This window comes from Actinoplanes sp. NPDC021490 (genome assembly GCF_055562135.1).
In genome coordinates this window covers 294,439-318,064 of sequence record NZ_JBVHFW010000009.1, presented here as the reverse complement: position 1 = coordinate 318,064, position 23,626 = coordinate 294,439, and the positions used below count along the sequence as shown (strand labels likewise).

Sequence of the window (23,626 nt, the reverse complement as noted above, 5' to 3'; positions counted from 1 at the left end):
GGTCATGGTCGTCGACGACGAGTGGATGGTCCGGGCCATGCTGCGCACTATCCTGCACTCCGCCGGAGACCTCACCGTGGTCGCGGAGGCGGCCGACGGCGCCGACGCCGTCACCCAGGCCCGTCAGCACCACCCCGACGTAGCCCTGGTCGACATCCGCATGCCCGGCACCGACGGCCTCAGCGCCACCGCGAAACTCGGTCAGCTACCACACCCGCCGAAGGTCGTCGTACTGACCACCTTCGACCTCGACGAGTACGTCCGCACCGCCATCCGCAACGGCGCCGTCGGGTTCCTGCTCAAAGACGCCAGCGGAGAGGAGATGATCGCCGCGGTACGGGCCGCCCACGCCGGCGACGCCATGCTGGCCCCCCGCATCACCCGCCGCCTACTCGACGCCTTCGCCCGCGACATCGAACCCGACGTCGAACCCACCGAACCGGCAAAGGCCGAAGCGCAACAGCGGCTGCGCTCACTCACCCACAAGGAACGTGAAGTCCTCCAAGCCCTCGCCGACGGGTTGTCCAACGCTGACATCGCCAAAAGGCTTCACCTCGGCGAATCCACCGTCAAGACCCACATCAGCCGGATCTTGACCAAACTCCAACTCACCAACCGCGTCCAGGCCGCCATCCTCGCCCACCGCGCCGGCCCCAACCGCTAACCAGCTCCCGCGACCGCGCAACCGACCCGCCCGGCATCCGCCACTTCCACAGCGCAACGTACACAAATGACGATGGCACTGCCGTCGGCTTCTACTGGCTGGCGACTCTTTCTGAGGATCGTCAAGATAACGCCCGTCGGCACGCCACGTGAGCACAGCGCGTTTTCGGCGGCAAATGAGTACGTCGACCTGCCTATACATCGACCCGTGGTCGACGATGACCTCTGACGGGCCAATCGCAAGCAGGTCGACATGCGCGCGGTCGAGAGCTGCCATTGATCAGCGATCATCGTTGCGCTAGTGCCGCACCCTGATAGTTATGACGGCTTTGATCGATCAGCTGCCCGCCCTAGTCGGAGTCATCATCGGCGCCGTCGGCGCGATGGCATCCAGCACACTGACCGACCGCCTACGCTGGAGACGAGACCAAGCGGTCCGCTGGGACCAACGGCGCCTTGACTCGTACATCGCCTTCACCGCAACACTAAAAGACGCCGTCAGGCTCTCCTACCGTCTGACGGCGTCGCACCGGCAGGCGGCCACAGCATTCCAACTGGATCGTGCTGCAGCGATCGAGGACTTGGAGGAAGCCGAAAAGCGCAACTCGAAGGACTGGGAAGCGCTCTTGCTACTCGGCGATGCCAACACTGTCGAAGCCGCTCGCCACTGGCGTGAAGCTGCCGGAACGGTTGTGCGCGTGGCGCTACGCGACGAATTTGATCGAAACCAGTGGGACGCCGCCGTCCACCAATTGGATCAAACCCGCGACGATTTTCACGCCGTAGCACGGCGCACCCTCGGGGTCAGTGGATCCGTCGAGCAGTTTTCCTTCCTTCGCGAGCTTCATGGCGACGCCCGCGTATCAGGTCTCGACGACCGGCTCGCCAGCGAGACCGCCCCAAGCCGACCTAATGGCGCTGCAATACCCCCTCGCGCCAACAAGTAGAGATCCGGTACGGCACACCGCCACACTGGCAGCCCAGACCAGCATCACGTCGGCCCCCGCCATCCTGATGCTCGGGCGCCCGGATCCACTTCTCATCATGACGCAAGGTTACGAAGACCCATCGCCTCGCAGGCGATCACCACAACCGGTCGGCGGCAGATGAGTGCGTCTCGCGGCTTGGGTCCGGTTCGGTCGTGGCTATTCAGGATACTGTTCGCGTATCACGCACACGACCAGCTACGCCGTCCTAGTCGCGATGGCTATCAGAGGGGCGATCCGCTCGCCACTCCAGCTCTGGATCTTGGTGCCGGTGCCCGTCGATGAGCGTGAGCAGCTCGATAAGTGCGGAACGGTCATGAGCGAGTCTGGCGAGATCGCCACCGGTCGCGACGTGCCGACGCAGGAAGTCGGCTGCCGTTGAGGTTGCGTGCTGCCCCAAAAGGTCGCCGATGTGGTCCTGCATGTAGCTCAGGACCTCATCGGGTACGCCGCCGCGCTCGTAGGCGTCCTCCGTGAGCAACCACGCCGCCAGAGCAGGGAGCGCTTGAGCCGTACGCCTGCCATGCTCTGCAGCTGCCGCCATGTCGTCGCGATCCACATACAGATTCTGACAGCGACACGAACTGGAAACTTCGCTTCTCAGCAGCCTGCGCACCCGGCCGACCGCCATCGCTGCAGAGCCTAGCGCTCGACTCGCGGGAAATCCGGATGCTCCCACCCTCGGTCCCAGGATCGACGATCCCCTACTCGCGCCGCGAGGCTCCGGAAACCTCTCGCAGATCATCCGCGGCGAGCTTGATGCCGGCGCTGACCGCGTACTTGATGACGAAGTAAAGAACGGTGCAGATGGCTCCGATCAACAACAAATAACCAAGCCCTTTGGCCATCAGCACCACCAGCGGATCCCAGCTCTCCATCGATCCGTCCTCCATCGCATCCGCGTCCGAGCCGCACGGCCGGGTGATCGTACGTCGCTCGCGGCCCCTCGGTACGAGCGGGCGTTCGAGCGGGCCCGGCCCCCGCACGTCGGCCACCACGGGGCCACCGCGCATTATCGGCGGCAGATCAGTGCACTCGATCACAACAAGATCGCGCTGGTCGCGCCTAACCGCCGGTGGTCCTGCGCGAACTATCGGCGGCAATGGACGTCGGCTCACTAGCGCGAGGTGGTTACTTCGCCGCCGATGCGCCTGTCTGACGAAGGTCGCTGTGTAAGCGGTGGGAGATAAGGTGGTCATGGGTACCGCCCTGGGGTTCCCGGGTCTGCTCAACACGCAGCCTTGGCTATAAGCAATCGACATCTGGCCAGCAATCGTCAGCGAGACCGAGCCAATGTCGGCCTGGTGGCATAGCTCGGTCCGCCAGTTATGGCGGGAGTGATGCTGCAGCGGCTCAAGAACCTGAATGCTATTCTGATGTGAAGATGACCGTGTCAAGTAGTCGCGAAAGACTCGCTACACAACACTCGGATCGGTGCTGCCGCGAGTATTTCTCGGGTTTGCCGCCGTGTTGTTGAGTGGTCTCATGAGGCCCACCGCAACCCGTCGACGGCATACTCGCAGAACCCGTTCGAGCGGCGGCCCGCCGGGTATGACCGCCCTTGCAGTCGCTATTGTCGGCGTTCTAGGTGCGCTGATCGGCAGTGCAGGCCCCACCGCCGTCGCTTGGAAGGCGACGACAAGTGCCGATGTCACGAGCGAGAAAACACTAGAGTTCACCGCGAAAGGTCAGGCTGCGGATAGGTTCACGGCGGCGGTTGAGCAAATCGGATCGCAACGCCTGAGTGTCCGAATGGGAGGCGTTTACGCACTCGACCGAATTGCGAAGGACGACAGTTCATACTATTATCAAGTGCAGTCAGTGTTAGCGGCTATCGTTCGAACCAGCGCGACAGGAAACGGTGGGTCTCCAGCTGACGTGGTAGCAGCGCTACGGTTCTTATTGCCGGACACTCGCTATGAGGCTATACCGGCTGACCTTTCCGGAGCAAAGATAAATAACTTAGAGCTTCGTGATCGAATTGCCAATAGAGTGAATTTCCGTGGTGCGGTGCTTACAAACGTCAGCTTTCGCGGCAGCAACTTGGTGAGTGCGCGCCTGGATGGCGCGATGCTATCGGGAGACCTCGAAGGGGCGAATCTGGTTAATGCATTCCTCTGCGGGGCGGACCTGAGTGCCGCTTCAATCGTCTATCCGAATGCCGAAGGACGCCGGGAAACTAATCTCCGTGGCGCAATATTGGATGAAAGAACAAAACTGCCACCAGGCGCTACTTCGGATCGGCTCGGCATGATTCGCGGCATTTGTAACTCATAACCGTGGCACCGCTAATGATTGCACCGTTATTGGGTTGAGCGAGTGCAGTCGGGTAGCCCCGACGCATTGCTGCGTCGGGGCCCCCTCAGAACCGTGCGTGCAACTCGTCGCGGCACACGGCTCAAGCAAGCCACTGCGGCGATTTCAGGAGTGCAGAAGTGCTGGTTCCTGCTGTCCGCCGATAGTTCGGCGGAGGCAGTAGGAGTGAACGAGTCGGGCATCGTCCGGCAGGCCGTTTCCGTAGGTGGCGATGATTTGCCTGGTTATCGCCTTGCGGGTGGTGCGGTGCCACTGTTCCCACTCGCGTGGGCTTTCCGGCTCGCGGTCGGCGTGCAGGAGCAGTTCTCCGCAGATCGGGCAGGACCCGTGCTGCCTGCGCAGCAGGTGCAGGGTTCTGCGGTCGAGCAGCGGTCTTCTCTTGCTGCGCCGTTCGGCCCAGTAGCCGGCCTGGGCGGGGTCGTCCGGAGACGCGTCCCCGCGGACCAGGCTGTGCCGGACGATTTTCGTCCAGGCGAACTTGGGGAGGTAGGCGCCGCTGGTGCGGTCGCCGAACACCCACCGGTCCTGCCTGTCCGGGTTGTGCCGGCCGAAGTACCTGTTGACGATCCAGGGTCTCGGCTTGTGGGTATGGCCGTGGCAGGCCCACTTGTAGGCCAGCCGCCACAAGTGCACGTCCAGCGTTGCGAACACGATGGACGATGCGGCCCCTCGGTAGTAGTTCGCCCAGCCCCGCACGATCGGATTGATCTTCGCGAGGACTGTCGCCGGGTTCGAGCCGCGCAGGGCCCGGAACTCGGCGGAGAGGCGTTGCCTGACTCGTTTGACGGCGGCCTTGCTGGGTTTCATCAGCAGCTTGCCGTTGCGTCGGCGGGCGGTGAACCCGAGGAAGTCGAACCCCTCGTCGAGGTGGACGATTCTCGTCTTGTCCTCGTTGAAGGTCAGACCCCGGGATGCCAGCCAGGCGGCGAGCCGCGTTTGACGTCTTCGGCCTGCTGCTTGGAGTAGCAGAGGGCGACCATGTCATCGGCGTACCTGATCAGCGAAGGCGAGCCCCGTTTCGTCCGCTGCGGATCGCTGCGTTCGTGTCGGACTCCTGCCGCCTCTTCCAGCCCATGCAGCGCCATATTCAACAGCAATGGACTGATCACCCCGCCTCGCGGGGTTCCCGCGTCAGTGGGGGCGAATCCCTTGCCTTTCTCGAACACTCCCGCTTTAAGCCAGCCCCGGATTTGGGTCCGGCCGGGGAAATCCCCGATGGTGGCGAGTAGACGGTCGTGGTCGATTTTGTCGAATGCTGCGGTGAGGTCCGCGTCCAGCACCCACACGCGTTTCGCTCCTGCTCCGCAGGCTGTCACGTGAATGACTTGGATCGCGTCCTGGCAGCTTCGGCCCGGCCGGAACCCGTAACTCTTGGGCTCGAACCGGGCCTCCCATTCGGGTTCCAGTGCGTTACGGTGCCGCGCCTGGTGGACGCGGTCCGAGATGACGGGAATGCCGAGCGGGCCTGTTTCCATTGGCTTTCGGAATGTATACCCGTTTGACCGCGAGCGGCATGAACGACTGTGCGGTGCGATGGGTCTGTTCCGCCAGGTTCATGCGTGCCGGGGAGGTCGACGCGACCTGCCCGTCGATGCCCGCCGTCGCGCGTCCAGCGTTGCGCTGCGTGACCTGGCGCACGCTGACCAGCGTGTTGGACCAGGTCCGCAGCATCAATTTCTGCAGGTTCCTGACCTGAGGCCAGTCACCGTCCTTCGTCGCCTTGAAGATCCTGCCTCGTAGCCGCCGTACGTTCTCCTCGTGGCGTCGCCAGGCGACGTTGTCCCAGCTCGGAGAGTCGTCCTCAGGTCCGTTCACTCCGAGGGCCGCCATCGCAACATCGAAAGCAAAGGCCGTCATCTGTGTCTAAGTTGTCCTTCGGTTCGGGTGGTTCCGCTGCTTGATCGTCAAAGGCTCACCCGCCACACGTCAGCCTGCTTTCGCAGCCGGGCACCAGACCCGGTATCCGGCCAGTTATACGACGGCGGCCGGTCGGAGGACCGGTCGTTGATGCCGCCGCTTTCCTGTCACCTTTCAGTCACCGGCATTCGCTTCTTGGGCGTCCTGTTCCCGTCATGGAGTTAAACTCTCCTCACGGTCGGCCTACCGCAATAATGCTGCGGACCGTAACGGGGTTTCCACGTTCCACACGCGTGAGACACGGCCGGGTCGGGTGCCCTCTTAACCCCGGAGGCGACGGTATCCACACGACCGTCGATGAGTCCTCGGTCGTCGTCTGCCGACTTCCAGCGGCCAGCCCCTTTGTCTCCCCGGTATTGCATGACCGACCCGGAGAGTTGCCGTGACGAGGCGTCAACGAGGGTTCACCATATTCACCCTTTCGGCCTTCCCCTGACCTGTAACACACCCAGTCGGGATGGGTGCCCTTGGGCTTTTCCCTGAGCTCCGCACCCGGCAATTACTCGCCACGCACGTCAGGTCGGGGACCGGTCTGGAGATACTGACCGGAGTTACGTCTCGGGCATCAAACCCGGCCTCCAATCGACGTACTCACTCACTTCGTGCGACCTCGTGTCGCACCTCATCTCGGCAGAAGCGGATATCGATCTCGACGGGCACTGGACCTGGGGCCTGGACGTTCTGCTCGACGGTCGTACCGCCATGGGGCCCGGCCGGATGCCGTACCGCGTCATCGACCGATCGGTTTCGCAGAGGCTGGAACGGCACGCGCTGCTTTCCGAGGTGTCCGACTGGTATCACCAGGCGCTCGTCTGCTTTACGCCCTCCGGCGTCGGACTGATCGTCGATGAGGACGGGTGGCCGCCGCCCGTTCCGGAAGCCACCGGTCCCGCGGAGTTGTGGTGGAGCGGGCCGCACGTTGCTTTGCAGGGCCAGCTCGCGGGCTGGCCGCCCGGGCGTGACAAGTGGGTCGTGCGCTACTTCGCCCGACAGCCGCGGCAGGTGCACGAGGCTGGTCTGGCGATCTACGTCGCCATGTGGCACGAGACGGTTCCGGTCACCTGGGGCACTCTTTGCTCTGAGCCGGTCGAGGCCGGCGCGCCGTGCGTACGCCGTGGGAAAGGCTGACTGATCAGGCCTGGTGGCGTGCCCCGTGGGTGACGACCAGGCCTTCGACGCCGCGGAGGAAGGTTTCGCAGATTGCCGCCGGGTCGAAGAGGCAGCCGGCGGCCATGGCGCCGTCCCGCAGCATGACGAAGTGCTGGGCGGCCGCTTCGGCCCGGGTCTCCTCGATCTGCGCCATCAGGGTGTTGATCGTGTCGAGGAACCATTGGCGGTGGGCCAGGACGACCTGGTGCACCGGGTGGGCGGGGTCGGGATATTCGGCCACCGCGTTGAGGAAGGCGCACCCCCGGAAGCCCGGCGACTGGATGCCCTGGGCGATCGACGCCGCGATGGCGCGGACGGCGTCCGCGGGTGAACCGCTGGCCGCCATGCCCGCCGAGGCCTGGCCGCGGAGGGCTTCGTCGGCGCTCGTCAAATAGGCCACGACCAGGTCTTCCTTGCCGGGGAAGTGCCGGTAGAAGGTGGCCCGGGTGACGTTGGCCCCGACGATGATCCGGTCGACGCCGACCGAGTGGATGCCCTCGGCGTAGAAGATCTTGCTCGCCGTGCCGAGAAGCCGGTTGCGGGCCTCGGACGGCCGGGGCTCGGTTGCGGTGCGCGCCATGCGTCCCATGGTAGCGACAGAACGTTCGTTCTTGACAAGTGACGCCGCGACGGTCATCGTTTGGGGCGACAGAACGTTCGTTCTTCCTCTAGGAAGTGCCATGACCACGCTCGCCACGCCCGGCATCTCGACCACGGCGTCCGTCCTGCGGCGGCTGTATTTCGCCCGCTTCGGGTTCGCCGTCGTCTGGGCCCTCGTGATGTTCACGACCGCCGACCACCTCGGCCCGCTCGCCGTCACGCTGCTGGTGCTCTATCCGCTCGTCGACGTCGCCGCCGCCGTGGTCGACGCCCGAGCCTCCCGCCGTACGGGATCTCCGGCCCTGCTTTACGCCAACATCGCGGTCAGCCTGCTCGCCGCGGCCGGTCTCGCTTTCGCCGCCGCGTCCGGCATCCCGGCCGTCCTGCGCGTGTGGGGCGCCTGGGCCGTCGTCGCCGGGCTCATCCAGCTGATCGTCGGCGTCACCCGGCGTGGCATGGGCGGCCAGTGGCCGATGATCATCAGCGGGGGCATCTCGGTGCTGGCCGGCGGTTCGTTCATCGCCACCGCCGGAGCGGACGACCCGGTGCTGACCAACGCGATCGGCTACGCCATCCCCGGCGCCATCTTCTTCCTCATCTCAGCCGTCCGCCTCGGCCGCGCAGCGAAGGACAATTGACATGGAAAACGCGCAGTCAACGCCAGTCGATGCGCAGAACGCGCAGTCAACGCCAGCCGGCACCGAGAACGTGCAGTCAACGCCAGTTGGCGTGCAGAACGTGCAGTCAACGGCAGCCGAAGTGCAAAGCGCGCAGTCCACGGCAGCCGGCATGCAGAACGCGCAGCTAAGGCCAGCTGGCACGGAGAACGTGCAGTCAAGGACAGCCGACGTGCTGAACGCGCAGTCAACGGCGGCTGGCGCGGAGAGCGTGCAGTCAACGGCAGCTGGCGTGCAGAGCGCGCAGCCAGCGGAAGCCGAGGTGCAGAACGCGCAGTCAACGCCAGCCGGCACCGAAAATGAGCAGTCAACGGCAGCTGGCGTGCAGAACGCGCAGCCAGCGGAAGCCGACGTGCAGAACGCGCAGGCAAGGCCAGCCGGCTCGGAGGACGTGCAGTCAACGCCATTCGATGTGCAAAGTGCGCAGTCAGTGGCAGCCGACGTGCAGAGCGCGCAGTCAGTGGCAGCCGGCGTGCAAAGCGCGCAGCCAACGTCGGCCGGCGCGGGGAACGCGCAGCCAAGGGCAACCGACGCGCAGTACGACGTCATTGTCATCGGCGCTGGGCCGGTGGGGGAGAACGTTGCCGATCGGGTTGTGCGGGGTGGTCTGACTGTCGCCATCGTTGAGCGCGAGCTCGTCGGCGGTGAATGTTCCTACTGGGCCTGTATGCCGACCAAGGCGCTTCTGCGCAGTTCGGCCGCGCTGCGGGCGGCGCAAGACCTGCCCGGGGCACGGGAGGCGGTTACCGGCGGGCTTGACGTGGCCGCGGTATTGCGCCGCCGGGATGTCTTTGCCTCGCACTGGTCGGATGACGGGCAGGCGTCGTGGCTCGATGGGGCCGGGATCGCGCTGTACCGCGGGCACGGCCGCATCGGCGGGGATCGGACCGTCGAAGTCGACGGCGGCGTTCGGCTTACCGCCCGCCATGCGGTCGTGATCGCTACGGGCAGCAGCGCCCTGGTTCCCGGCATTGCCGGTCTGCGTGAGTCGGCGCCCTGGACCAGTCGTGAGGCCGCCGCCGTGAGCGTGATCCCGGCCGGCTTGCCGTCATCGGGGGTGGCGTCGTCGCGTCGGAGATGGCCACCGCGTTCACGAGCCTGGGTTCCGTGGTGACGGTGCTGGCCCGCGACGGCTTGCTGCCCCAGGCCGAGCCGTTCGCGGGGGAGCTGGTCGCCAAGTCGTTGCCTGAAGTCCGGCTCGGCGCGGAGGTCGCGTCGGTGCGCCGGGACGGCACGGTGCGGCTGACGCTCACCGACGGCGAGGAGCTGGAGGCCGACGAAGTGCTGGTCGCGGTGGGGCGGACGCCGAACACGTACGACCTCGGCCTTGACCGGATCGGCCTCGAGCCGGGCTCCTGGCTGATCGTCGACGACACGATGCGAGTGGTCGACGGTCCGGCGTGGCTCTATGCCGCGGGCGACGTCAACCGGCGCGTGCTCCTGACCCACCAGGGCAAATATCAGGCGCGGGCGGTGGGCGACGTGATCGTGGCGCGGGCCCGGGGCGAAGCGGTGGCGGACGGCCGGTGGGGCCGGCACGTTGCCACGGCCGACGAGCGGGCCGTGCCGCAGGTTGTTTTCACGGATCCCGAGGTGGCGTCGGTCGGGCTGACCGCGGCCGCCGCCGAGGCCGCGGGCTGCGGATCCGGGTTGTCGATCACGACCTGGCCGCCGTGGCCGGTTCTGCCCTGCACGCTGACGGCTATCGGGGCCGGGCCCGCATGGTTGTCGACGAGGAACGGCACGTCATCGTGGGGTTCACGCTGGTCGGGCCGGACGTTGCCGAGCTGTTGCACGCGGCGACGATCGCGATTGTGGGTGAGGTTCCGATCGACCGGCTGTGGCACGCCGTTCCCGCGTTTCCCACCGTCAGCGAGGTGTGGCTCCGCCTGCTCGAGGCGTACGGCCGCTGAGAACTTCAGGCCGAGATTCCCGCGTACGTCAGCCAGCGCTCGCGCGGTGACAGGCGCAGACGCACCTTGCTCGGGTCGACGCGGCCGAGGGCGGGCAACTGTTCCCGGATGCGCAGTTGAGCCGCCTCAGTGGCGTCGGTCAGCAGGCGCTGCACGGCCGCGTGGTCGCGCGTCTCCTGCGACAGCATCACGATCAGCTTGGCCCGCCCGCGTACGACGTCGCCCCGGCACAGGCGCGACTGGGCATAGGCGATCTCGCAGTGCCGGGTGTGCGGTTGCAGCGCGGCCTGCACGACTCCCAGCAGCGCGGGCGTGTCTACCGTACGGTGTGGAATTTGCCACCACAGCCAGATCGGATAGGGCACCCGGCCGGTGGTGGTGGCGCCGGTCTGGTGGCTCGACGGCGGGTAGGTGCAGCGCATCGGCGGGCTCACGGCCACCTTCCAGTCGGCGATCAGGCTCTCGTCGGCCCGGTCGGCGACCGGTGGGCGGTGCGGGGCGAGCGCGCCCAGCCGGGGCAGCGCGTCGAGCCAGCCGCCCGACCACTGCGGCAGCTCGTCGGGCACATCCGGGGCCACCGGCAGCACCAGGTTGATGAAGGTCGTCTTGCGCATGCTGGAGATGGACGCGGCCAGCACCCCGACTCCGCGTTCGCGCAGGGCCGCCACCGCCGCCGCGGTCGTGCCCGTACGGGATGGCCCGACGACGCTGACCACGGCCGCCCGGCGTGGTGTGTTGGCCGACGCCCTCGGAAACAGCCGGTTGCGCGCCTGCCGGAATCGTTCCCGGTCGAAGCCGCGGATCGTGAACCATTCCCCCCGTACGCGATTGAACCGCTGATCGCTCAGCTTGAGCCCGAAGCCGTACTCCTCGGCCAGCGCGGCCAACTCGGTCTCGAAGTCGAGCCGCACCTCGGACATCTGCGGGTCGACCCCGATCGAGAACCGCAGACAGGGCGCGATCGCGTCCCGCAGCCGCTCGTTGGAGCCGTCGCCCCGCTCGGAGCGGATGCTCAGCGGAACCGGAGCAACGGGGGTGTGGAGGTGCAGCACCGGGGCGTCGCGCTCGGCGGCCAGGCCGGTCAGCTTCTCGATGATCAGCGCCTGCATCAGCGCTTCGCGATAGGTCGGGGACCAGTGGGTGGTGCCCAGGGTGATCAGCACCTCGACCTTGCGCGTGGACTGGTTGAGGAAGCCCGGATTCGGAACGGCATGGCCGAAATACGAATACGTGTCGCGCTCGCCCGGCTCCTCGTCGGCGCCGATCTGCACCCGGCCGCTGAACGCCGACATCGCCGACGGCCAGGTCGACACCGACACCGACAACCCGGCCGCGGAGAAGTGGCAGAAGTCGGTCGGCCAGCCGTTCGGATCCTCCTTGTCGGGGTCCATGATCGGCGTCGGCGGGGGGCCGTGGCCGGCCCCGTGGGTCAGGGTGAACTGCACCGAGGAGAAGTAGCTGCCGGCCGCCTCGGCCGCGATGCGGGCCAGCTCGGACGACTTGGTGGAGTTCGCGGGGGACGTCATGTCACGCCTCACCACGGGCGTCGAAGAAGTCGTCCGGCTCGACCGGCGGCCGGGTGGAGCGGCGGGCGTCCCGCAGCCAGCGCGGCACCCTCGTCGATCGCGGCACCGGGCTGCTGCGGTGGATCCGGCGGGCGTAGAACTCGCACAGGCAGCAGACCAGGATGCCGATCAGCACGGCCAGCGCCAGCTGGAACAGCCGGGTCATCTCCCGGTCCGACTGCACGGTGCCGACCACGATGGCCAGGGCGGTGGTCACCACGACCGAGGCCGCGGCCAGCGTCCGCTGGAACTTGTGCAGCTGGCCCAGCACCGATTTCGTGCTGGGCAGGTCGAGCCGCGCCAGCAGCAGGCCGGGCACCAGCAGGAGCACCGCGACCACGGCGTCGGCCTGCTGCGGAACGAAGTCGTCGGGGATCGCCGGCGAGTACAGCCAGGAGATCCCGCCCGACAGCAGCGTCCCGATGCCCAGCACCACCAGGGCCAGCCCGGCCACCATGCGGGTGATGCTCTCGATCAGCGCCGGCGCCTCGTCGGCCAGCGCCATGAAGGCGAAGACGCGCACCGGCTCGGTCGACTGCGGGCTCAGCTCCACCGACGGGCGCCGCCAGTGCGCGTGGGCGCCGTGCTCGCGCGGGTCGTTGTCGGTGGTGATGTCCCGGCCGACCTGGGCCGCGCGCAACCCGTCGGCGATGGTGCGCAGCGCCGGGCCGGCCAGTTCGCTCTTGGCCAGGTGCTGCAGGCCGTCGGAGGCATAGTGCGCGCAGAACGCGGCCAACACCTCGAGCGAGCAGTCACCCTCGATCAGCGACTCGACCACCTGGCCGGCCGTGAGCCGCCGGGGCGGGGGCGCCGCGTCCGGGCCGACCGGGATCGGCAGCCGGGCCAGATAGGCCTCGTAGCCGGCCAGGTCGACCAGGCGTCGCCGGCCCAGCTCGGCCAGCCGTGACGCCACACTCTGCATCTCGAGCTCGAGCAGCTTGTGGTGGCCGCCGAGCCTCTCCGTGCGCCGGGCCACCGACTCCAGATCCTGGGCCAGCACCTCGACGAACTCCTCGTCGACGTCGCTGGACATCAGGAACCGCCGGACGCTGATCTCCTGCCGGGTCTCCAGCGTCAGGTGGTACGCCTTGACCGAGCGCGGAATCTCGGTCTCGTACTCCACCACGAACTCGCGGTTGACGGGCAGCACGCTCTTGGCCAGCGACTGCAGCGGCGCTGGGCGGTGCTGGGCCGGCAACAGCGGCGCGTCCCAGGTCAGGAACCGGCGCGGACGGTCCTGGCCGAGCTGCGCGACCAGCACGTACTGGCGGGTGGCGAGCTGCAGGAGCCGGGCGAACGGAACCTCGCCGGCCTCGGGCGCGAACAGCTCGTCCAGACCGAGCAGGGCCAGATCCCGTACGGGACGGGACCCTCCGGAACCGCCGGCGGGCAACTCGGCGTGATCGAGCGGGGTGTGCAACCGCGGCCCGGCCGGCGCGCCCACCATGATCAGCTCGGTGATCGCGGCCTCGATCAGCCACCGCGACCGCTGATGGGTGTGCCGCAGCTGGTGGATCGGGCTGCCCGCCACCGACACGTCGTCGTGCGCGTTGATCAGCATGGACAGCAGCTTGACGAAGGCCGCCGCGGTGACCCGGTTGGCGTCGCGGTGCGATAGCCGCGGCACGACCTCGCCGTTCGCGTCGCGGATAGCCACCGGCGCGAGATCGCGGCGGCTGTAGCGGGACACCGGCACCCACAGCGAGGACTCGCCACCGCGTACGGCGCCGCCCGGAACCAGAAGCGTGTCGCGCAGCCGCCCCGAGATGGCGTCCAGGTCGACGTCGACGCTGATCGTGCGGCTCATGTGACCGCGGTCCATCAGCGTCAGGTGCTCCGAGAGCCGCGGCACGTGGTCGAGCCGGAACGACAGGTCCATCAGGGCCAGCCCCAGCGCGGCGTCCCGGCTGGGGAACGTCAGCGGCGCGGTGGGCACCGGAAGCATCCGGATCATCGTGCGCAGATGGTCCAGCGGGCCGTCCGCGGGCCGGTCGGTGACCGCGGAACGCCCCCGGATGTGAACAGTCAAGGTGCTGCTCCTCCAGGCAGGCGGACGTCGGTCCACGTACGCCTGCCATCCTCGCCGCATCCACCGAAGCGACGGCCGATGTGTCGCCATCACGACTGGATCTTTCCGCGGCGGATCCGGCCGGTGGCGAACTCCGTACGACCCCGGACGCCGCGGTGCTGCGGGGGCGGGCAAGGACTCCAGGGCCGGGCGTCGTCACAGCGGCCACCTGCGTGACGGATGCATTCCGGCGGCGCGGCAAATCGGCCAGTTGCAAGTCTTTCGATTCCGTCTCGGACGCAAGCCGCCAATGCCAGGATCCGGAGAGGTGAGAAAAGTGCCCGGCTCCGACCGGCGCGTTTCCCCAGCTCCGGTGTCCTTGGCGCGTCTCGCGCACGGCAGCTTTCACGAGAGGGGAGTTCACCCCCATGCCCTTGACCACTAGTTCCGCCAACGGGCGTGCCTCCGACCAGGCCCGCGCCAGCCGGCCGGTCTCCGCCCCGGTAGCCACCCGCCCCGCCCGGGGCGGAGGAGGCGGCGGCGACAGCGAGGCGAACCGGCGGCAGGCCCGGTCGGTCGCCAAGCAGCAGCAGGCGGCCGAGCGGATTGCCGCGGCCACCGCGGAGATCTCGGCCCAGAACGCGGAGGCCGCCGAGGCCTCGCGTCAGTTGACCGAGTCGATGCAGCAGATCTCGGCCGGCGCCGAAGAGGCGTCGGGCGCGACCCAGCAGAGCCTGGCCGCGATGAGCCAAATCGAGGAACGGGTCGGCCGCCAGGAGACCACCACCCGGCAGGTCGCCGAGCTCACCCAGGCGCTGCAGAACCTGCTCAACGAGACCCGTTCGGGCATCAACGGCCTGCTGGCCAACGTGGACAGTGGATCCACCCGGCAGACCGCCTCGGTCGTCACGATCACCGAGCTGGAGAAGCAGGCCGACGAGATCGGCGAGATCGTCAAGACGGTCGCGCACATCGCCGATCAGACCAACCTGCTCGCGCTGAACGCGGCCATCGAGGCGGCCCGGGCCCGCCAGCACGGCAAGGGCTTCGCGGTGGTGGCCGACGAGGTGCGCACCCTGGCCGAGACCAGTGAGCGCAGCGCCCGCCAGATCCGGGATCTGATCGACGAGGTGCGGGCGAGCGTCACCACGATCGCCTCGGGTGTGCAGGAATCGGCCGAGGTCGCGCGGACCCAGGTCGAGAAGGGCAAGGCCATCACCGAGCAGCTCGAGACCATCCGGGCCGACATGGGCACGATCATGGTCGGGGCGACCGAGATGGCCGGCGCGGCGGTGCAGTCCGGGAGTTCCGCGAGAGTCGCGAAAGGTCTGTCCGAGGAGATCGCCGCGGCCGCCGAGCAGCAGTCCGCGGCCTGCGAGGAATCCCTGCAGACCGTCAATCAGCAGACCCAGGCCCTGCGGCAGAGCGAACAGGCGGCCGAGGAACTGGCCGAGGTCTCCGACACGTTGCGGTCGAGCACGGACATCAGCAAGAGCGCGGAGGAGGTCGCTTCGGCCGCCGAGGAGCTGTCGGCCGCGGTCGAAGAGATCAACCGCGCCGCTATCCAGATCAACACCGCGATCGGCGAGATCAACGCCGGGGCCCGGACGGCCGCCGAGAAGGGCCAGCAGACGGCCGAGGCGGTGAACCAGATCGAGCAGGGCGCCCAGCTGTCATCGACCCGTGGCGCCGCCGCAGTGGAGCGGTCCGACGTCATCCTGGAGCTGATCAACGCCAACACGGCCGCGGTCGACACCATGATCAGCGCGATCGGGCAGGCCGCGCGGGAGGGCGTCGAGAACGTCCGCAAGGTCAGCGAGCTGGAGCAGATCTCCCGGCGGATCGACAAGATCGTCGACGCCATCGCCAATGTCTCGATCCAGACCAACATGCTGGCGGTCAACGGTTCGGTGGAGTCGGCGCGGGCCGGCGAGTTCGGCAAGGGCTTCGCCGTGGTCTCGACCGACATCCGCAATCTGGCCCGCGACTCGGCCGACAACGCCGACCGCATCAAGGATCTCGTCAAGGCGGTGCAGGACCGGATCGTCGAGGTGCGCTCCGACCTCGAGGAGACGAGCCGGCAGTCGCTGGCCGAGGTGGAAGCGGCCCGGGCGACCACCGAGCGGCTCGCCGAGATCGAGCGCGACATGCAGCAGGTGCGGGCCGGCAACGACGAGGTCCGCGAGTCGGCGCAGCAGATCGCCGGAATTCTCGCCGAGGTCAAGACCGGTCTGGAGCAGATCGCGACCGCCGCCGGCGAGGCCGAGCAACTGGCCGCGCAGTCGTCCACCGCCGCCCGGGAGCAGGCGCAGGGCGCCGAGCAACTGGCCGCCGCGGTCGAGGAGATCGCCGCGCTGGCCGACGAGCTGCAGAACGGGTGAGGCGCCGATGACCAGCGACGACGAGCCGGACGTGGAGGACGGCAACGCCGACTACGTCACCTTCGACATGGCCGGCGAGCGGTACGCCTTCCCGATGAGGCGGGTCCAGGAGATCATCCGGATGCCCGCCGTGGTGCGGGTGCCGCTCGGGCCGCCCGCCCTGGAGGGTCTGGCCAACCTGCGCGGCCGGGTCCTGCCGGTGGTGAGCCTGCGGGAATGCTGCACCATGCCGACGGCCGAGCACGACGAGACCACGCGGGTGATCGTCGTGGACGGCGGCGTGCCGCTGGGCTTCGTGGTCGACCGGGTGGCCAGTGTGATCAGCATCGACCCGTCGGCCATGGAGTCGTCGGACTCCGTGCAGTCGACCGTCCGGTCCGACGTGCTGGTCGGCGTCATCAAGTCGGGCGACGAGATGACCAGCGTGCTGGACGTGGACCGGCTGGTCGGCAGCCAGTTCGACGGGCTGGCCGAGGCCGCGACGAACCGCGAGGCCACCGGGGTCGCGGCCCGCGTGCCCGAGGGGGAGGCCGACGAGGCCGACAGCGACGACACGCTGGAGCTCGTCAGCTTCGCCGTGCAGGGCCAGGAGTACGCGCTGCCGATCGATCAGGTGCAGGAGATCGTGCAGGCCCCGGAGTCGGTCAGCCACGTGCCCAACGCGGGCAGCCGGGTCCTCGGCGTGATCGACCTGCGCGGCCGCCTGCTGCCGGTGGTCAGCATGCGGCGCGTTTTCGGGCTGCCGTCCACCCCGCTGGAGCCGCAGAACCGGATCGTCGTCGTCTCGCTCGACGGCGGGGTGGTCGGCGTGGTGATGGACACCGTGCGCGAGGTTCTGCGGGTGCCGCACCAGCTGGTCGCGCCGCTGCCCGGCTTCATGGCCGGCAACGGCCGCAGCGAGGTCGAGTCGGTGTGCCGGCTGGAGGACGGCAAGCGTCTGGTGTCCGTGCTCAGCGTGAACCGGATGTTCGATTCGCCCGAGGTCCGCAACGAGATCGCTGAGCATCAGAACGGGGAGGACGGGCCCGACATGGCCGAGGAGCAGCAAACCGACGACGGCCGCGGCGACGAGGAACTGTTCGTCGTGTTCCGGCTCGACAACGAGGAGTACGCGGTCGACGTCGACGCGGTCCAGGAGATCATCCGCGTGCCCGAGGCGCTCATCCGTGTGCCCCGGTCCTTCGACTTCGTCGAGGGGCTGGTCAATCTGCGCGGCACCGTGCTGCCCGTGGTCGACCTGCGCACCCGGCTCGGCCTGACCCGTACCGACCGCGACGAGCGGCAGCGGATCGTCGTGCTGATCATCGGCGGGGTGCGTACCGGCTTCATCGTCGACTCCGTGGCCGAGGTCGGCCGGATCGGGCGGCACGTGCTCGAACCGGCGCCGCAGCTCTCGGCCGAGCAGGCCCGGGTCGTGTCGCGGGTGGCCAACCTGCCCGAGCAGAAGCGGATGCTGCTGCTGGTGCAGGTGGACGAGTTGCTGGCGGCCGAGCAGGCGCGTGACCTGGAGGCCGTGCTGGAAGAGGTCGCCGGCGACGTTCTCGAGCCCGTCTGACGGGACCACAGATGGCGAATACATCGGTCCTGGTCGTCGACGACTCCGCGCTGATGCGCCGGGCGATCCGCGGCATCCTCGAGGAGGCCGGGGGGTTCGAGGTGAGCACGGCCCGTAACGGCGTCGACGCCCTCGACCAGCTCGACCGCGTCCGCCCCGACGTGGTCACGCTGGACATCAACATGCCGGAGATGGACGGGCTCACCTGCCTGTCCAAGATCATGGCGGAGCGGCCGACCCCGGTCGTCATGGTCTCGTCGCTGACCGAGGCCAACGCCCTGGTCACCCTGGAGGCGCTGGAGCTGGGCGCGGTCGACTACGTGGCCAAGCCCGGCGGCACGGTGTCGCTGAACATGAGGGACGTCGCCACCGAGATCACCGGCAAGGTGCGGGCCGCCGCGAAGGCCCGGATCGGCCGCGCCCGGGGGCTGTCGGAGCGGATCCGGCAGGCGCCGCCGCCCCGCGCAGCCGCGGTGGCCAGGAATACGGACCTGGTCCTGATCGGCTCGTCCACCGGCGGTCCGAGGCTGCTGGCCGACCTGCTTCCGCAGCTGCCCGGCACGCTGAGCGCCCCGGTGGTGATCGCGCAGCACATCCCGGCCTCGTTCACCCCCACCCTGGCCCGCCGCCTCGACGACGCATGCCGGCTGCGGGTGCACGAGGTGGACAGGATCATGACGGTCCAGCCCGGCTCGATCTATCTGGGCCGGGGCAGCAACGACGTGGTGATGGCCCGGCGCACCGACGGCCTGATCGTCAAGAGCGTCCCGGCCGGCGCCGAATACCGCTGGCACCCGAGTGTCGACCGGCTGGTCGCCTCGGCCCGGCGGCACGTCCCGGCCGAGCGGCTCGTCTGCGTCCTGCTGACCGGGATGGGCGACGACGGCGCGGCCGAGATGGCCCAGGTGCGCGCGGACGGCGGCCGCACGATCGCCGAGTCCGAGGAGACGGCCGTGGTCTGGGGCATGCCCGGCGAACTCGCCCAGCGGGGCGGTTCCACCGAGGTTCTGCCGTCGTACGAGATCGCCGACCGCATCGCCGAGTGGGTCCGCTAGACATCGAGGAGGAGGAACCGTGGGACTTGTCCGCCGCGAACAGCAACCCACCGAGGAGAAGGCCGCACCGACCGTCGAGACGCTGCTGCAGCAGATCGACGACCCCGATCCGGACTGCCGCCGGGAGGCCGCGCTCGGCCTGGACGGCGTGGCCGAGGCGGTGCCGGCCCTGCTCGAACGGGTGGCCGCCGAGAGCGTGGCCACCGTCCGCGACGCGATGCTGACCACCCTGGCCGCCCATGACACGGCCGAGGTCGCCGAAGCCCTCGCCGTTCATCTGGCCAGCGACGAGGCCGACCTGCGCACGTCGGTGGCCGAGACGCTGGCGACCATGCCGGGCTCGGTGCCGGCGATCGTCGCGCGCCTGCTGGAGGACCCCGACCACGACGTCCGCGTGATGACCGCGATGGTGCTGGCCGACCTGCCCCATCCCGGCTCGATGACCTGGCTGGCCGACATGATCCGCGAGGATCCGCACCCGAATGTGGTGACGGCGGCGGTCGACGCGCTGCTGCCCTCGCTCGGCCCGGAGCACACGGAACTGCTGCGCGACGCGGTCCGCCGCTTTCCCGACGACCCGTTCCTGCGGTTCACGGTGGAGGCGGCGGTCGGATGACCTCGTCGGCCACGACCGGGCTCAGCGCCGCGGACTTCGAGAAGTTCCGCGAGCACTTCTACAAGCGCACCGGCATCCAATTCACCGAGTCCAAGCGGTACTTCGTGGACAAGCGGATCGAGAACTGCATCCGCCAGGGCGGCTTCACCGGCTTCAACACGTGGTTCGCCGCCCTGCGCATGAGCGACCGGTCCGGACTGCTCCAGGAGCTGATCAACCAGCTCACCGTCAACGAGACGTACTTCCTGCGCGAGGACTACCAGTTCGACTCGCTGATCAAGACGGTGCTGCCGGACGTGCTGGCCGCCCGGGGCGGCGCCGCCCGGATGACCGGGCCCGTCAAGATCCTGTCGCTGCCGTGCTCCACCGGCGAGGAACCCTACTCGATCGCCCTGCGGCTGCTGGAGGAGTGGGACCAGATCGACCACGTGGACGTCGAGATCCACGGGGCCGACATCGACAGCGAAGTGCTCGACCGCGCGCGCCACGCCAGCTACGGGGAGCGTTCCCTGCAGCGGGTGCCGATGTCCTGGCGGGCCAAGTACTTCGCCGCGGTCGGGGCGGGCCGCTACCAGCTCGACGAGGGTGTCCGCGGCGCGGTCACGCTGCACCAGGTCAACGTGTGCGACACCGCGTCGATGCGGGCGCTGCGCGACTTCGACGTCATCTTCTGCCGCAACGTGCTCATCTACTTCGACGAGTTGTCGAGCCGGCGGGCGGCCGAGAACCTCTACGGCGCGATGCGCCCCGGCGGATATCTCTTCCTCGGCCACTCCGAGTCGATGAGCCGCATCTCGCCGATCTTCACGCCTTCGCGCCTGCCCGAGGGCATCGTCTATCAACGACCCACCGGAGGCCCCCGATGACCGAGAACCGTGCCAAGGTGCTGGTGGTCGACGACGCCGCGACGGTGCGGCTCTATCACACCAAGCTGCTGGAGGACGCCGGCTTCGAGGTGGCCGAGGCGGCCAACGGGCTGGAAGCCGTCGAGGCCGCGATGTCGACCGCCTTTGACTTGTTCGTGGTCGACGTCAACATGCCCAAGATGAACGGCTACACCTGCATCGAGACCCTGCGCTCGGAAACCGTCGGCACGCCCGCGCCGATCCTGATGATCAGCACCGAGGACCGGCCGGGCGACGCCGACCGGGCGTACGCGGCCGGCGCCAACCTCTATCTGGTCAAGCCGGTGAACGCCGAGCGCCTGGCCCGGGTCGCCCGCATGCTCACCTCGGGTGTCGCCGCATGAATCCGCTGCTCGCCCAGTTCCTGGCCGAGGCGGCCGACCTGCTCAGCCAGGTCGACGATGGTCTGCTGCAGCTGGAGCGGGATCCGGGCGACCCCGAGCTGGTCAACGAGGTGTTCCGGGCGGCGCACACGTTCAAGGGGTCGTCCGGGCTTTTCGACTTCCCCGAGCTGACCCGGCTCACCCACGCCGCCGAGGACCTTCTTGACGCCGTACGCTCCGGCCGGCTCGCCCTCGACTCGGGCATGACCGACGACCTGCTCGCCGCGTTCGACTTGATCCGCGGCTGGCTGGCCTACGTCACCACGCACGAGCAGCTGCCCGCGACCGCCGGTCCGGCCGCGCAGAGCCTGATCACCAAGCTGCGGGGCCCGCTCGGGGGCGAGCCCGCGCCGACCGGCTCGGCGAGCGCGTCCGCACCCACCGCCGTGGCCGACCGGGCGCCCGAATGGCTGGCCGTGTTCGAGCAGGAGTGGCTCGAGCGGACCGCGTCCTGGCTGACCACCACCTCGGCCCGGATGCGCTTCGTGCGGTACACGCCCGACGAGGGCTGCTTCTTCCGCGCCGAGGACCCGCTGCACCTGGTCAGCCAGGTCCCGGCGCTGGCCACGCTGGGCCTGATCCAGCCGTTCGAGTGGCCCCCGGCCGAGACCTACGACGAATACCAGTGCCTGATCGGCTTCGTGCTGGCCACCCGGGCGGCGGTGGGGGAGCTGAACCACCTCTTCCGCTACGTGCCCGACCAGATCGAGATCGTCGAGCTGGACGGCGAGGCGATCCGCCGCCACCTCAACGGCGAGGAGCCGCCGGAAGCGCCCGCCGCGGTCACGGTCGAGGCCGTGACCCAGTCGCAGACGGAGAACGTCGAGCTGGCCCGGGACGCGTACGCGATCCTGACCGCCGCCCAGCGCTCGCTGACCGTCGACTCCCCGTCCGGCGCCCGGTTGTCCGCCGTCGCCCACTCGGTGGCCGCCGCCGCGGCCGCGCTGGGCTTCCCGGTCGAGCCGGCCGAACCGGATGTCGAGACCCTCACCGCCCGGGTGGCCACCCTGCTGGCCGACACGCCGGCGGTTGCCGAGGAGCCGCCGCGGGCCGCCCCGCCGCCGCCCGCCGACCGGGCGGCGGCCGACCGTCCCCGGGCCGACGACCCGGGCGGCCAGGTCGGCACCCGCATCCTCAAGGTCGACCAGGAGAAGGTCGACCACCTGATGGAGCTGGTCGGCGAGCTCAATGTGGCCAAGAACGGCCTGACCTTCCTGGCCGACGCGGCCGAGGAGGAGTTCGGCAGCCGGGTGCTGGGCCGCCGGATCAAGGACCAGTACTCGGGACTGCACCGGATCGCCGAGGAACTGCAGGCGGCGGTGATGGACGTGCGGATGCTGCCGCTCTCGGTGGCGTTCTCGCGGTTCCCGCGCCTGATCCGCGACCTCTCGCGCCGGCTCGACAAGAGCGTCGAGCTGGTGACCGAGGGCGAGGACACCATGGCCGACAAGGACGTCATCGAGGCGCTCGGCGACCCGCTGGTGCACCTCGTGCGTAACAGCCTCGACCACGGCATCGAGACCCCGGCCGAGCGGACGGCCACGGGCAAGGCGCCGGCCGCCCGGATCACGCTGACGGCGGTGGCCGACGGGGACGCCGTCATCGTCGAGATCGCCGACGACGGGCGGGGCATCGACCCGGACAAGGTCAAGCGCAAGGCGTACGAGAAGGGTCTGATCTCGGAGGAGGAGCTCGAGAGCCTCACCGAGACCGACGCGATCGACCTGATCTTCCGAGCCGGGTTCTCGACCGCCGAGCAGGTGTCCGACCTCTCCGGCCGGGGTGTCGGCATGGACGCGGTGCGGGCCAGCGTCGAGAAGCTGGGCGGCACCGTCTCGATGCGCTCGCAGCTGGGCCGGGGCACGTCGACCCGGCTGCGGCTGCCGCTGTCGATGGCCGTCACCCAGGTCATGGTGGTCAGCGTGGCCGGGCAGCGCTTCGGCATCCCGGTCGACCTGGTCGTCGAGACCGTCCGGGTGCCGGCCGGCGAGATCGGCCGGGTGCTGCACCAGGACGTGGTCGTGCTGCGCGACGAGGTGGTGCCGGTGATCGACCTGGCCCGGGCCCTGGACATGCCGTGGACGCCGGATGTGGCGGCCGACCGCGCGATCCTCGTCGTGAGCATGCACGGCCAGCGGGTGGGCCTGCTGGTCGAGCAGTTCCACCGCGAGGTCGACGTGATCCTGAAACCGATGGAGGGGTTGCTCGCCTACGCCGGCGAGTTCTCCGGCACCGCACTGCTGGGCGACGGCCTGGTGCTGCTGGTGCTGAACATGAAGGAGGTGCTCAGCCTTGCCGCTCGAACTCAATGAGCACACTGCGACCTTGAGTGACGTCGTGACCGTGGACGAGGTGGAACCGCTGGTCGCCTGGCTGCGGGCCACCGTCAAACCGAAGGTGAACCTGCGCCGGTGCAACCATTTGCATACCGGCGTGCTCCAGGCCCTGCTGCTTTTCCAGCCGAGGATTACTTCAGCACCAGCCGACGCCTTCCTGGCCACGCAGGTGCTGCCGCTGCTCAGGGGGAGCAGCGGCGTCTCCTCTGCAGAAAGCGAACCTCCGTGACCACTGTCATGCTCGTCGACGACTCCGCCACCATGATCATGAGCCTGAAGTCGATCCTCACCAAGGCCGGTTACTCCGTTGAGACCGCCGGGCACGGCAAGGAGGCGCTGGACAAGCTCCTCAAGGGCGTCAAGCCCAACCTGATCATCAGCGACGTCAACATGCCGCAGATGGACGGGATCACCTTCGTCCGCGAGGCCCGCAAGGCCCCGGGCATGCGGTTCACCCCGATGCTCATGCTGACCACCGAGTCCGACCAGACCAAGCGCAACGAGGCCAAGACCGCCGGCGCCACCGGCTGGCTGGTCAAGCCGGTCGGTCCCGACCAGCTCCTCGGTGTTATCAAGCAGGTCGTACCCGGCGCCTGACAGC

25 protein-coding genes and 1 pseudogene are annotated in these 23,626 nt (G+C 68.6%); 17 read left to right on the top strand and 9 right to left on the bottom strand.

Going from position 1 to position 23,626, the window contains the following annotated elements:
• Nucleotides 1-4 precede the first annotated feature (4 nt).
• Together ACZ3I4_RS24725 and ACZ3I4_RS24720 are read left to right on the top strand one after the other, a co-directional pair.
• A complete protein-coding gene (locus ACZ3I4_RS24725) occupies nucleotides 5-664 on the top strand; it encodes a response regulator (RefSeq protein WP_465384372.1) in 660 nt (219 codons plus the stop codon).
• Nucleotides 665-983: 319 nt separating this feature from the next.
• The gene (locus ACZ3I4_RS24720; RefSeq protein WP_465384371.1) at nucleotides 984-1,610 is read left to right on the top strand and encodes a hypothetical protein; all 627 of its coding nucleotides are present in this window, start codon (nucleotides 984-986) and stop codon (nucleotides 1,608-1,610) included.
• Nucleotides 1,611-1,857: 247 nt separating this feature from the next.
• On the opposite strand, the gene ACZ3I4_RS24715 is transcribed toward ACZ3I4_RS24720, so the two are convergent.
• Nucleotides 1,858-2,208, bottom strand: coding sequence for a hypothetical protein (locus ACZ3I4_RS24715; RefSeq protein WP_465384370.1), 351 nt, complete (start codon nucleotides 2,206-2,208; stop codon nucleotides 1,858-1,860).
• 145 nt (nucleotides 2,209-2,353) lie between these two features.
• Entirely contained in the window at nucleotides 2,354-2,647 is a 294-nt protein-coding gene (locus ACZ3I4_RS24710; RefSeq protein ID WP_465384369.1) for a hypothetical protein, read from the bottom strand.
• 553 nt (nucleotides 2,648-3,200) lie between these two features.
• Between ACZ3I4_RS24710 and ACZ3I4_RS24705 the strand changes: the two genes are divergently transcribed.
• Nucleotides 3,201-3,926: a pentapeptide repeat-containing protein gene (locus ACZ3I4_RS24705; RefSeq protein WP_465384368.1), complete on the top strand. Its 726-nt coding sequence runs from the start codon at nucleotides 3,201-3,203 to the stop codon at nucleotides 3,924-3,926.
• Between the two features lie 144 nt (nucleotides 3,927-4,070).
• Here ACZ3I4_RS24705 and ACZ3I4_RS24700 read toward each other — a convergent pair whose 3' ends face one another.
• The 3 genes from ACZ3I4_RS24700 to ACZ3I4_RS24690 all read right to left on the bottom strand — a co-directional run bounded on the left by ACZ3I4_RS24700 (nucleotide 4,071) and on the right by ACZ3I4_RS24690 (nucleotide 5,822).
• Nucleotides 4,071-4,772 (bottom strand): group II intron maturase-specific domain-containing protein, encoded by a 702-nt coding sequence (locus ACZ3I4_RS24700; RefSeq protein ID WP_465384367.1) that lies wholly within the window; start codon nucleotides 4,770-4,772, stop codon nucleotides 4,071-4,073.
• Nucleotides 4,773-4,864: 92 nt separating this feature from the next.
• On the bottom strand, nucleotides 4,865-5,440 hold the full coding sequence (locus ACZ3I4_RS24695) for a reverse transcriptase/maturase family protein (protein ID WP_465384366.1): 576 nt from the start codon (nucleotides 5,438-5,440) through the stop codon (nucleotides 4,865-4,867).
• Nucleotides 5,376-5,822, bottom strand: coding sequence for a reverse transcriptase N-terminal domain-containing protein (locus ACZ3I4_RS24690; RefSeq protein WP_465384365.1), 447 nt, complete (start codon nucleotides 5,820-5,822; stop codon nucleotides 5,376-5,378). The genes ACZ3I4_RS24695 and ACZ3I4_RS24690 overlap by 65 nt, the downstream gene beginning before the upstream one ends.
• A gap of 672 nt (nucleotides 5,823-6,494) precedes the next feature.
• On the opposite strand from ACZ3I4_RS24690, the gene ACZ3I4_RS24685 reads away from it, so the two are divergent.
• Entirely contained in the window at nucleotides 6,495-7,010 is a 516-nt protein-coding gene (locus tag ACZ3I4_RS24685) for a hypothetical protein (protein ID WP_465384364.1), read from the top strand.
• A 4-nt stretch (nucleotides 7,011-7,014) separates the two neighbouring features.
• Here ACZ3I4_RS24685 and ACZ3I4_RS24680 read toward each other — a convergent pair whose 3' ends face one another.
• Nucleotides 7,015-7,611, bottom strand: coding sequence for a TetR/AcrR family transcriptional regulator (locus tag ACZ3I4_RS24680; RefSeq protein WP_465384363.1), 597 nt, complete (start codon nucleotides 7,609-7,611; stop codon nucleotides 7,015-7,017).
• Between the two features lie 100 nt (nucleotides 7,612-7,711).
• On the opposite strand from ACZ3I4_RS24680, the gene ACZ3I4_RS24675 reads away from it, so the two are divergent.
• From ACZ3I4_RS24675 to ACZ3I4_RS24665, 3 genes and pseudogenes are all read left to right on the top strand, one after another.
• Entirely contained in the window at nucleotides 7,712-8,269 is a 558-nt protein-coding gene (locus ACZ3I4_RS24675) for a hypothetical protein (protein ID WP_465384362.1), read from the top strand.
• Nucleotide 8,270: 1 nt separating this feature from the next.
• Nucleotides 8,271-9,422 carry an FAD-dependent oxidoreductase gene (locus tag ACZ3I4_RS24670; protein WP_465384361.1) on the top strand — a complete coding sequence of 384 codons (1,152 nt, stop codon included), beginning with the start codon at nucleotides 8,271-8,273 and terminating at the stop codon, nucleotides 9,420-9,422.
• Nucleotides 9,386-9,706 (top strand): annotated as a pseudogene (locus ACZ3I4_RS24665) (FAD-dependent oxidoreductase); the annotation flags it as partial. The gene ACZ3I4_RS24670 and the pseudogene ACZ3I4_RS24665, both read left to right, overlap by 37 nt.
• Before the next feature lie 62 nt (nucleotides 9,707-9,768).
• On the opposite strand, the gene ACZ3I4_RS24660 reads toward ACZ3I4_RS24665, so the two are convergent.
• Nucleotides 9,769-10,002, bottom strand: coding sequence for a hypothetical protein (locus ACZ3I4_RS24660; protein WP_465384360.1), 234 nt, complete (start codon nucleotides 10,000-10,002; stop codon nucleotides 9,769-9,771).
• On the opposite strand from ACZ3I4_RS24660, the gene ACZ3I4_RS24655 reads away from it, so the two are divergent.
• Complete coding sequence (locus tag ACZ3I4_RS24655; protein WP_465384359.1) at nucleotides 9,982-10,221, top strand: hypothetical protein; 240 nt, start codon at nucleotides 9,982-9,984, stop codon at nucleotides 10,219-10,221. The two genes, ACZ3I4_RS24660 and ACZ3I4_RS24655, sit on opposite strands and share 21 nt — an antisense overlap.
• 5 nt (nucleotides 10,222-10,226) lie before the next feature.
• Here ACZ3I4_RS24655 and ACZ3I4_RS24650 read toward each other — a convergent pair whose 3' ends face one another.
• Both ACZ3I4_RS24650 and ACZ3I4_RS24645 read right to left on the bottom strand, forming a co-directional pair.
• Entirely contained in the window at nucleotides 10,227-11,747 is a 1,521-nt protein-coding gene (locus tag ACZ3I4_RS24650) for a hypothetical protein (RefSeq protein ID WP_465384358.1), read from the bottom strand.
• 1 nt (nucleotide 11,748) lies between these two features.
• A complete protein-coding gene (locus ACZ3I4_RS24645) occupies nucleotides 11,749-13,815 on the bottom strand; it encodes a hypothetical protein (protein ID WP_465384357.1) in 2,067 nt (688 codons plus the stop codon).
• Between the two features lie 407 nt (nucleotides 13,816-14,222).
• On the opposite strand from ACZ3I4_RS24645, the gene ACZ3I4_RS24640 reads away from it, so the two are divergent.
• Genes ACZ3I4_RS24640 through ACZ3I4_RS24600 form a run of 9 tightly spaced genes read left to right on the top strand, consistent with a single transcriptional unit; the run spans nucleotide 14,223 to nucleotide 23,622 of the window.
• Nucleotides 14,223-16,175 carry a methyl-accepting chemotaxis protein gene (locus ACZ3I4_RS24640; RefSeq protein ID WP_465384356.1) on the top strand — a complete coding sequence of 651 codons (1,953 nt, stop codon included), beginning with the start codon at nucleotides 14,223-14,225 and terminating at the stop codon, nucleotides 16,173-16,175.
• Nucleotides 16,176-16,182: 7 nt separating this feature from the next.
• A complete protein-coding gene (locus ACZ3I4_RS24635; RefSeq protein WP_465384355.1) occupies nucleotides 16,183-17,730 on the top strand; it encodes a chemotaxis protein CheW in 1,548 nt (515 codons plus the stop codon).
• An 11-nt stretch (nucleotides 17,731-17,741) separates the two neighbouring features.
• Entirely contained in the window at nucleotides 17,742-18,785 is a 1,044-nt protein-coding gene (gene cheB / locus ACZ3I4_RS24630) for a chemotaxis-specific protein-glutamate methyltransferase CheB (RefSeq protein WP_465384354.1), read from the top strand.
• 19 nt (nucleotides 18,786-18,804) lie between these two features.
• Complete coding sequence (locus ACZ3I4_RS24625) at nucleotides 18,805-19,401, top strand: HEAT repeat domain-containing protein (protein WP_465384353.1); 597 nt, start codon at nucleotides 18,805-18,807, stop codon at nucleotides 19,399-19,401.
• Complete coding sequence (locus tag ACZ3I4_RS24620) at nucleotides 19,398-20,267, top strand: CheR family methyltransferase (RefSeq protein WP_465384352.1); 870 nt, start codon at nucleotides 19,398-19,400, stop codon at nucleotides 20,265-20,267. Before ACZ3I4_RS24625 ends, ACZ3I4_RS24620 begins: the two co-directional genes overlap by 4 nt.
• Nucleotides 20,264-20,650, top strand: coding sequence for a response regulator (locus ACZ3I4_RS24615; protein ID WP_465384351.1), 387 nt, complete (start codon nucleotides 20,264-20,266; stop codon nucleotides 20,648-20,650). The genes ACZ3I4_RS24620 and ACZ3I4_RS24615 overlap by 4 nt, the downstream gene beginning before the upstream one ends.
• Nucleotides 20,647-23,001 (top strand): chemotaxis protein CheA, encoded by a 2,355-nt coding sequence (locus tag ACZ3I4_RS24610; protein WP_465384350.1) that lies wholly within the window; start codon nucleotides 20,647-20,649, stop codon nucleotides 22,999-23,001. Before ACZ3I4_RS24615 ends, ACZ3I4_RS24610 begins: the two co-directional genes overlap by 4 nt.
• Nucleotides 22,982-23,254: a hypothetical protein gene (locus ACZ3I4_RS24605; protein WP_465384349.1), complete on the top strand. Its 273-nt coding sequence runs from the start codon at nucleotides 22,982-22,984 to the stop codon at nucleotides 23,252-23,254. Before ACZ3I4_RS24610 ends, ACZ3I4_RS24605 begins: the two co-directional genes overlap by 20 nt.
• Entirely contained in the window at nucleotides 23,251-23,622 is a 372-nt protein-coding gene (locus tag ACZ3I4_RS24600) for a response regulator (RefSeq protein WP_465384348.1), read from the top strand. Before ACZ3I4_RS24605 ends, ACZ3I4_RS24600 begins: the two co-directional genes overlap by 4 nt.
• The last annotated feature ends 4 nt before the right edge of the window (nucleotides 23,623-23,626 follow it).

Coding starts and splice junctions, on each gene's coding strand:
- cheB (WP_465384354.1), top strand. CDS start 17,742: ATGGCGAATACATCGGTCCTGGTCGTCGACGACTCCGCGCTGATGCGC.
- ACZ3I4_RS24705 (WP_465384368.1), top strand. CDS start 3,201: ATGACCGCCCTTGCAGTCGCTATTGTCGGCGTTCTAGGTGCGCTGATC.
- ACZ3I4_RS24720 (WP_465384371.1), top strand. CDS start 984: ATGACGGCTTTGATCGATCAGCTGCCCGCCCTAGTCGGAGTCATCATC.
- ACZ3I4_RS24670 (WP_465384361.1), top strand. CDS start 8,271: ATGGAAAACGCGCAGTCAACGCCAGTCGATGCGCAGAACGCGCAGTCA.
- ACZ3I4_RS24695 (WP_465384366.1), bottom strand. CDS start 5,440: ATGGAAACAGGCCCGCTCGGCATTCCCGTCATCTCGGACCGCGTCCAC.
- ACZ3I4_RS24620 (WP_465384352.1), top strand. CDS start 19,398: ATGACCTCGTCGGCCACGACCGGGCTCAGCGCCGCGGACTTCGAGAAG.
- ACZ3I4_RS24675 (WP_465384362.1), top strand. CDS start 7,712: ATGACCACGCTCGCCACGCCCGGCATCTCGACCACGGCGTCCGTCCTG.
- ACZ3I4_RS24700 (WP_465384367.1), bottom strand. CDS start 4,772: ATGAAACCCAGCAAGGCCGCCGTCAAACGAGTCAGGCAACGCCTCTCC.
- ACZ3I4_RS24725 (WP_465384372.1), top strand. CDS start 5: ATGGTCGTCGACGACGAGTGGATGGTCCGGGCCATGCTGCGCACTATC.
- ACZ3I4_RS24640 (WP_465384356.1), top strand. CDS start 14,223: ATGCCCTTGACCACTAGTTCCGCCAACGGGCGTGCCTCCGACCAGGCC.
- ACZ3I4_RS24635 (WP_465384355.1), top strand. CDS start 16,183: ATGACCAGCGACGACGAGCCGGACGTGGAGGACGGCAACGCCGACTAC.
- ACZ3I4_RS24650 (WP_465384358.1), bottom strand. CDS start 11,747: ATGACGTCCCCCGCGAACTCCACCAAGTCGTCCGAGCTGGCCCGCATC.
- ACZ3I4_RS24680 (WP_465384363.1), bottom strand. CDS start 7,611: ATGGCGCGCACCGCAACCGAGCCCCGGCCGTCCGAGGCCCGCAACCGG.
- ACZ3I4_RS24615 (WP_465384351.1), top strand. CDS start 20,264: ATGACCGAGAACCGTGCCAAGGTGCTGGTGGTCGACGACGCCGCGACG.
- ACZ3I4_RS24690 (WP_465384365.1), bottom strand. CDS start 5,822: ATGACGGCCTTTGCTTTCGATGTTGCGATGGCGGCCCTCGGAGTGAAC.
- ACZ3I4_RS24610 (WP_465384350.1), top strand. CDS start 20,647: ATGAATCCGCTGCTCGCCCAGTTCCTGGCCGAGGCGGCCGACCTGCTC.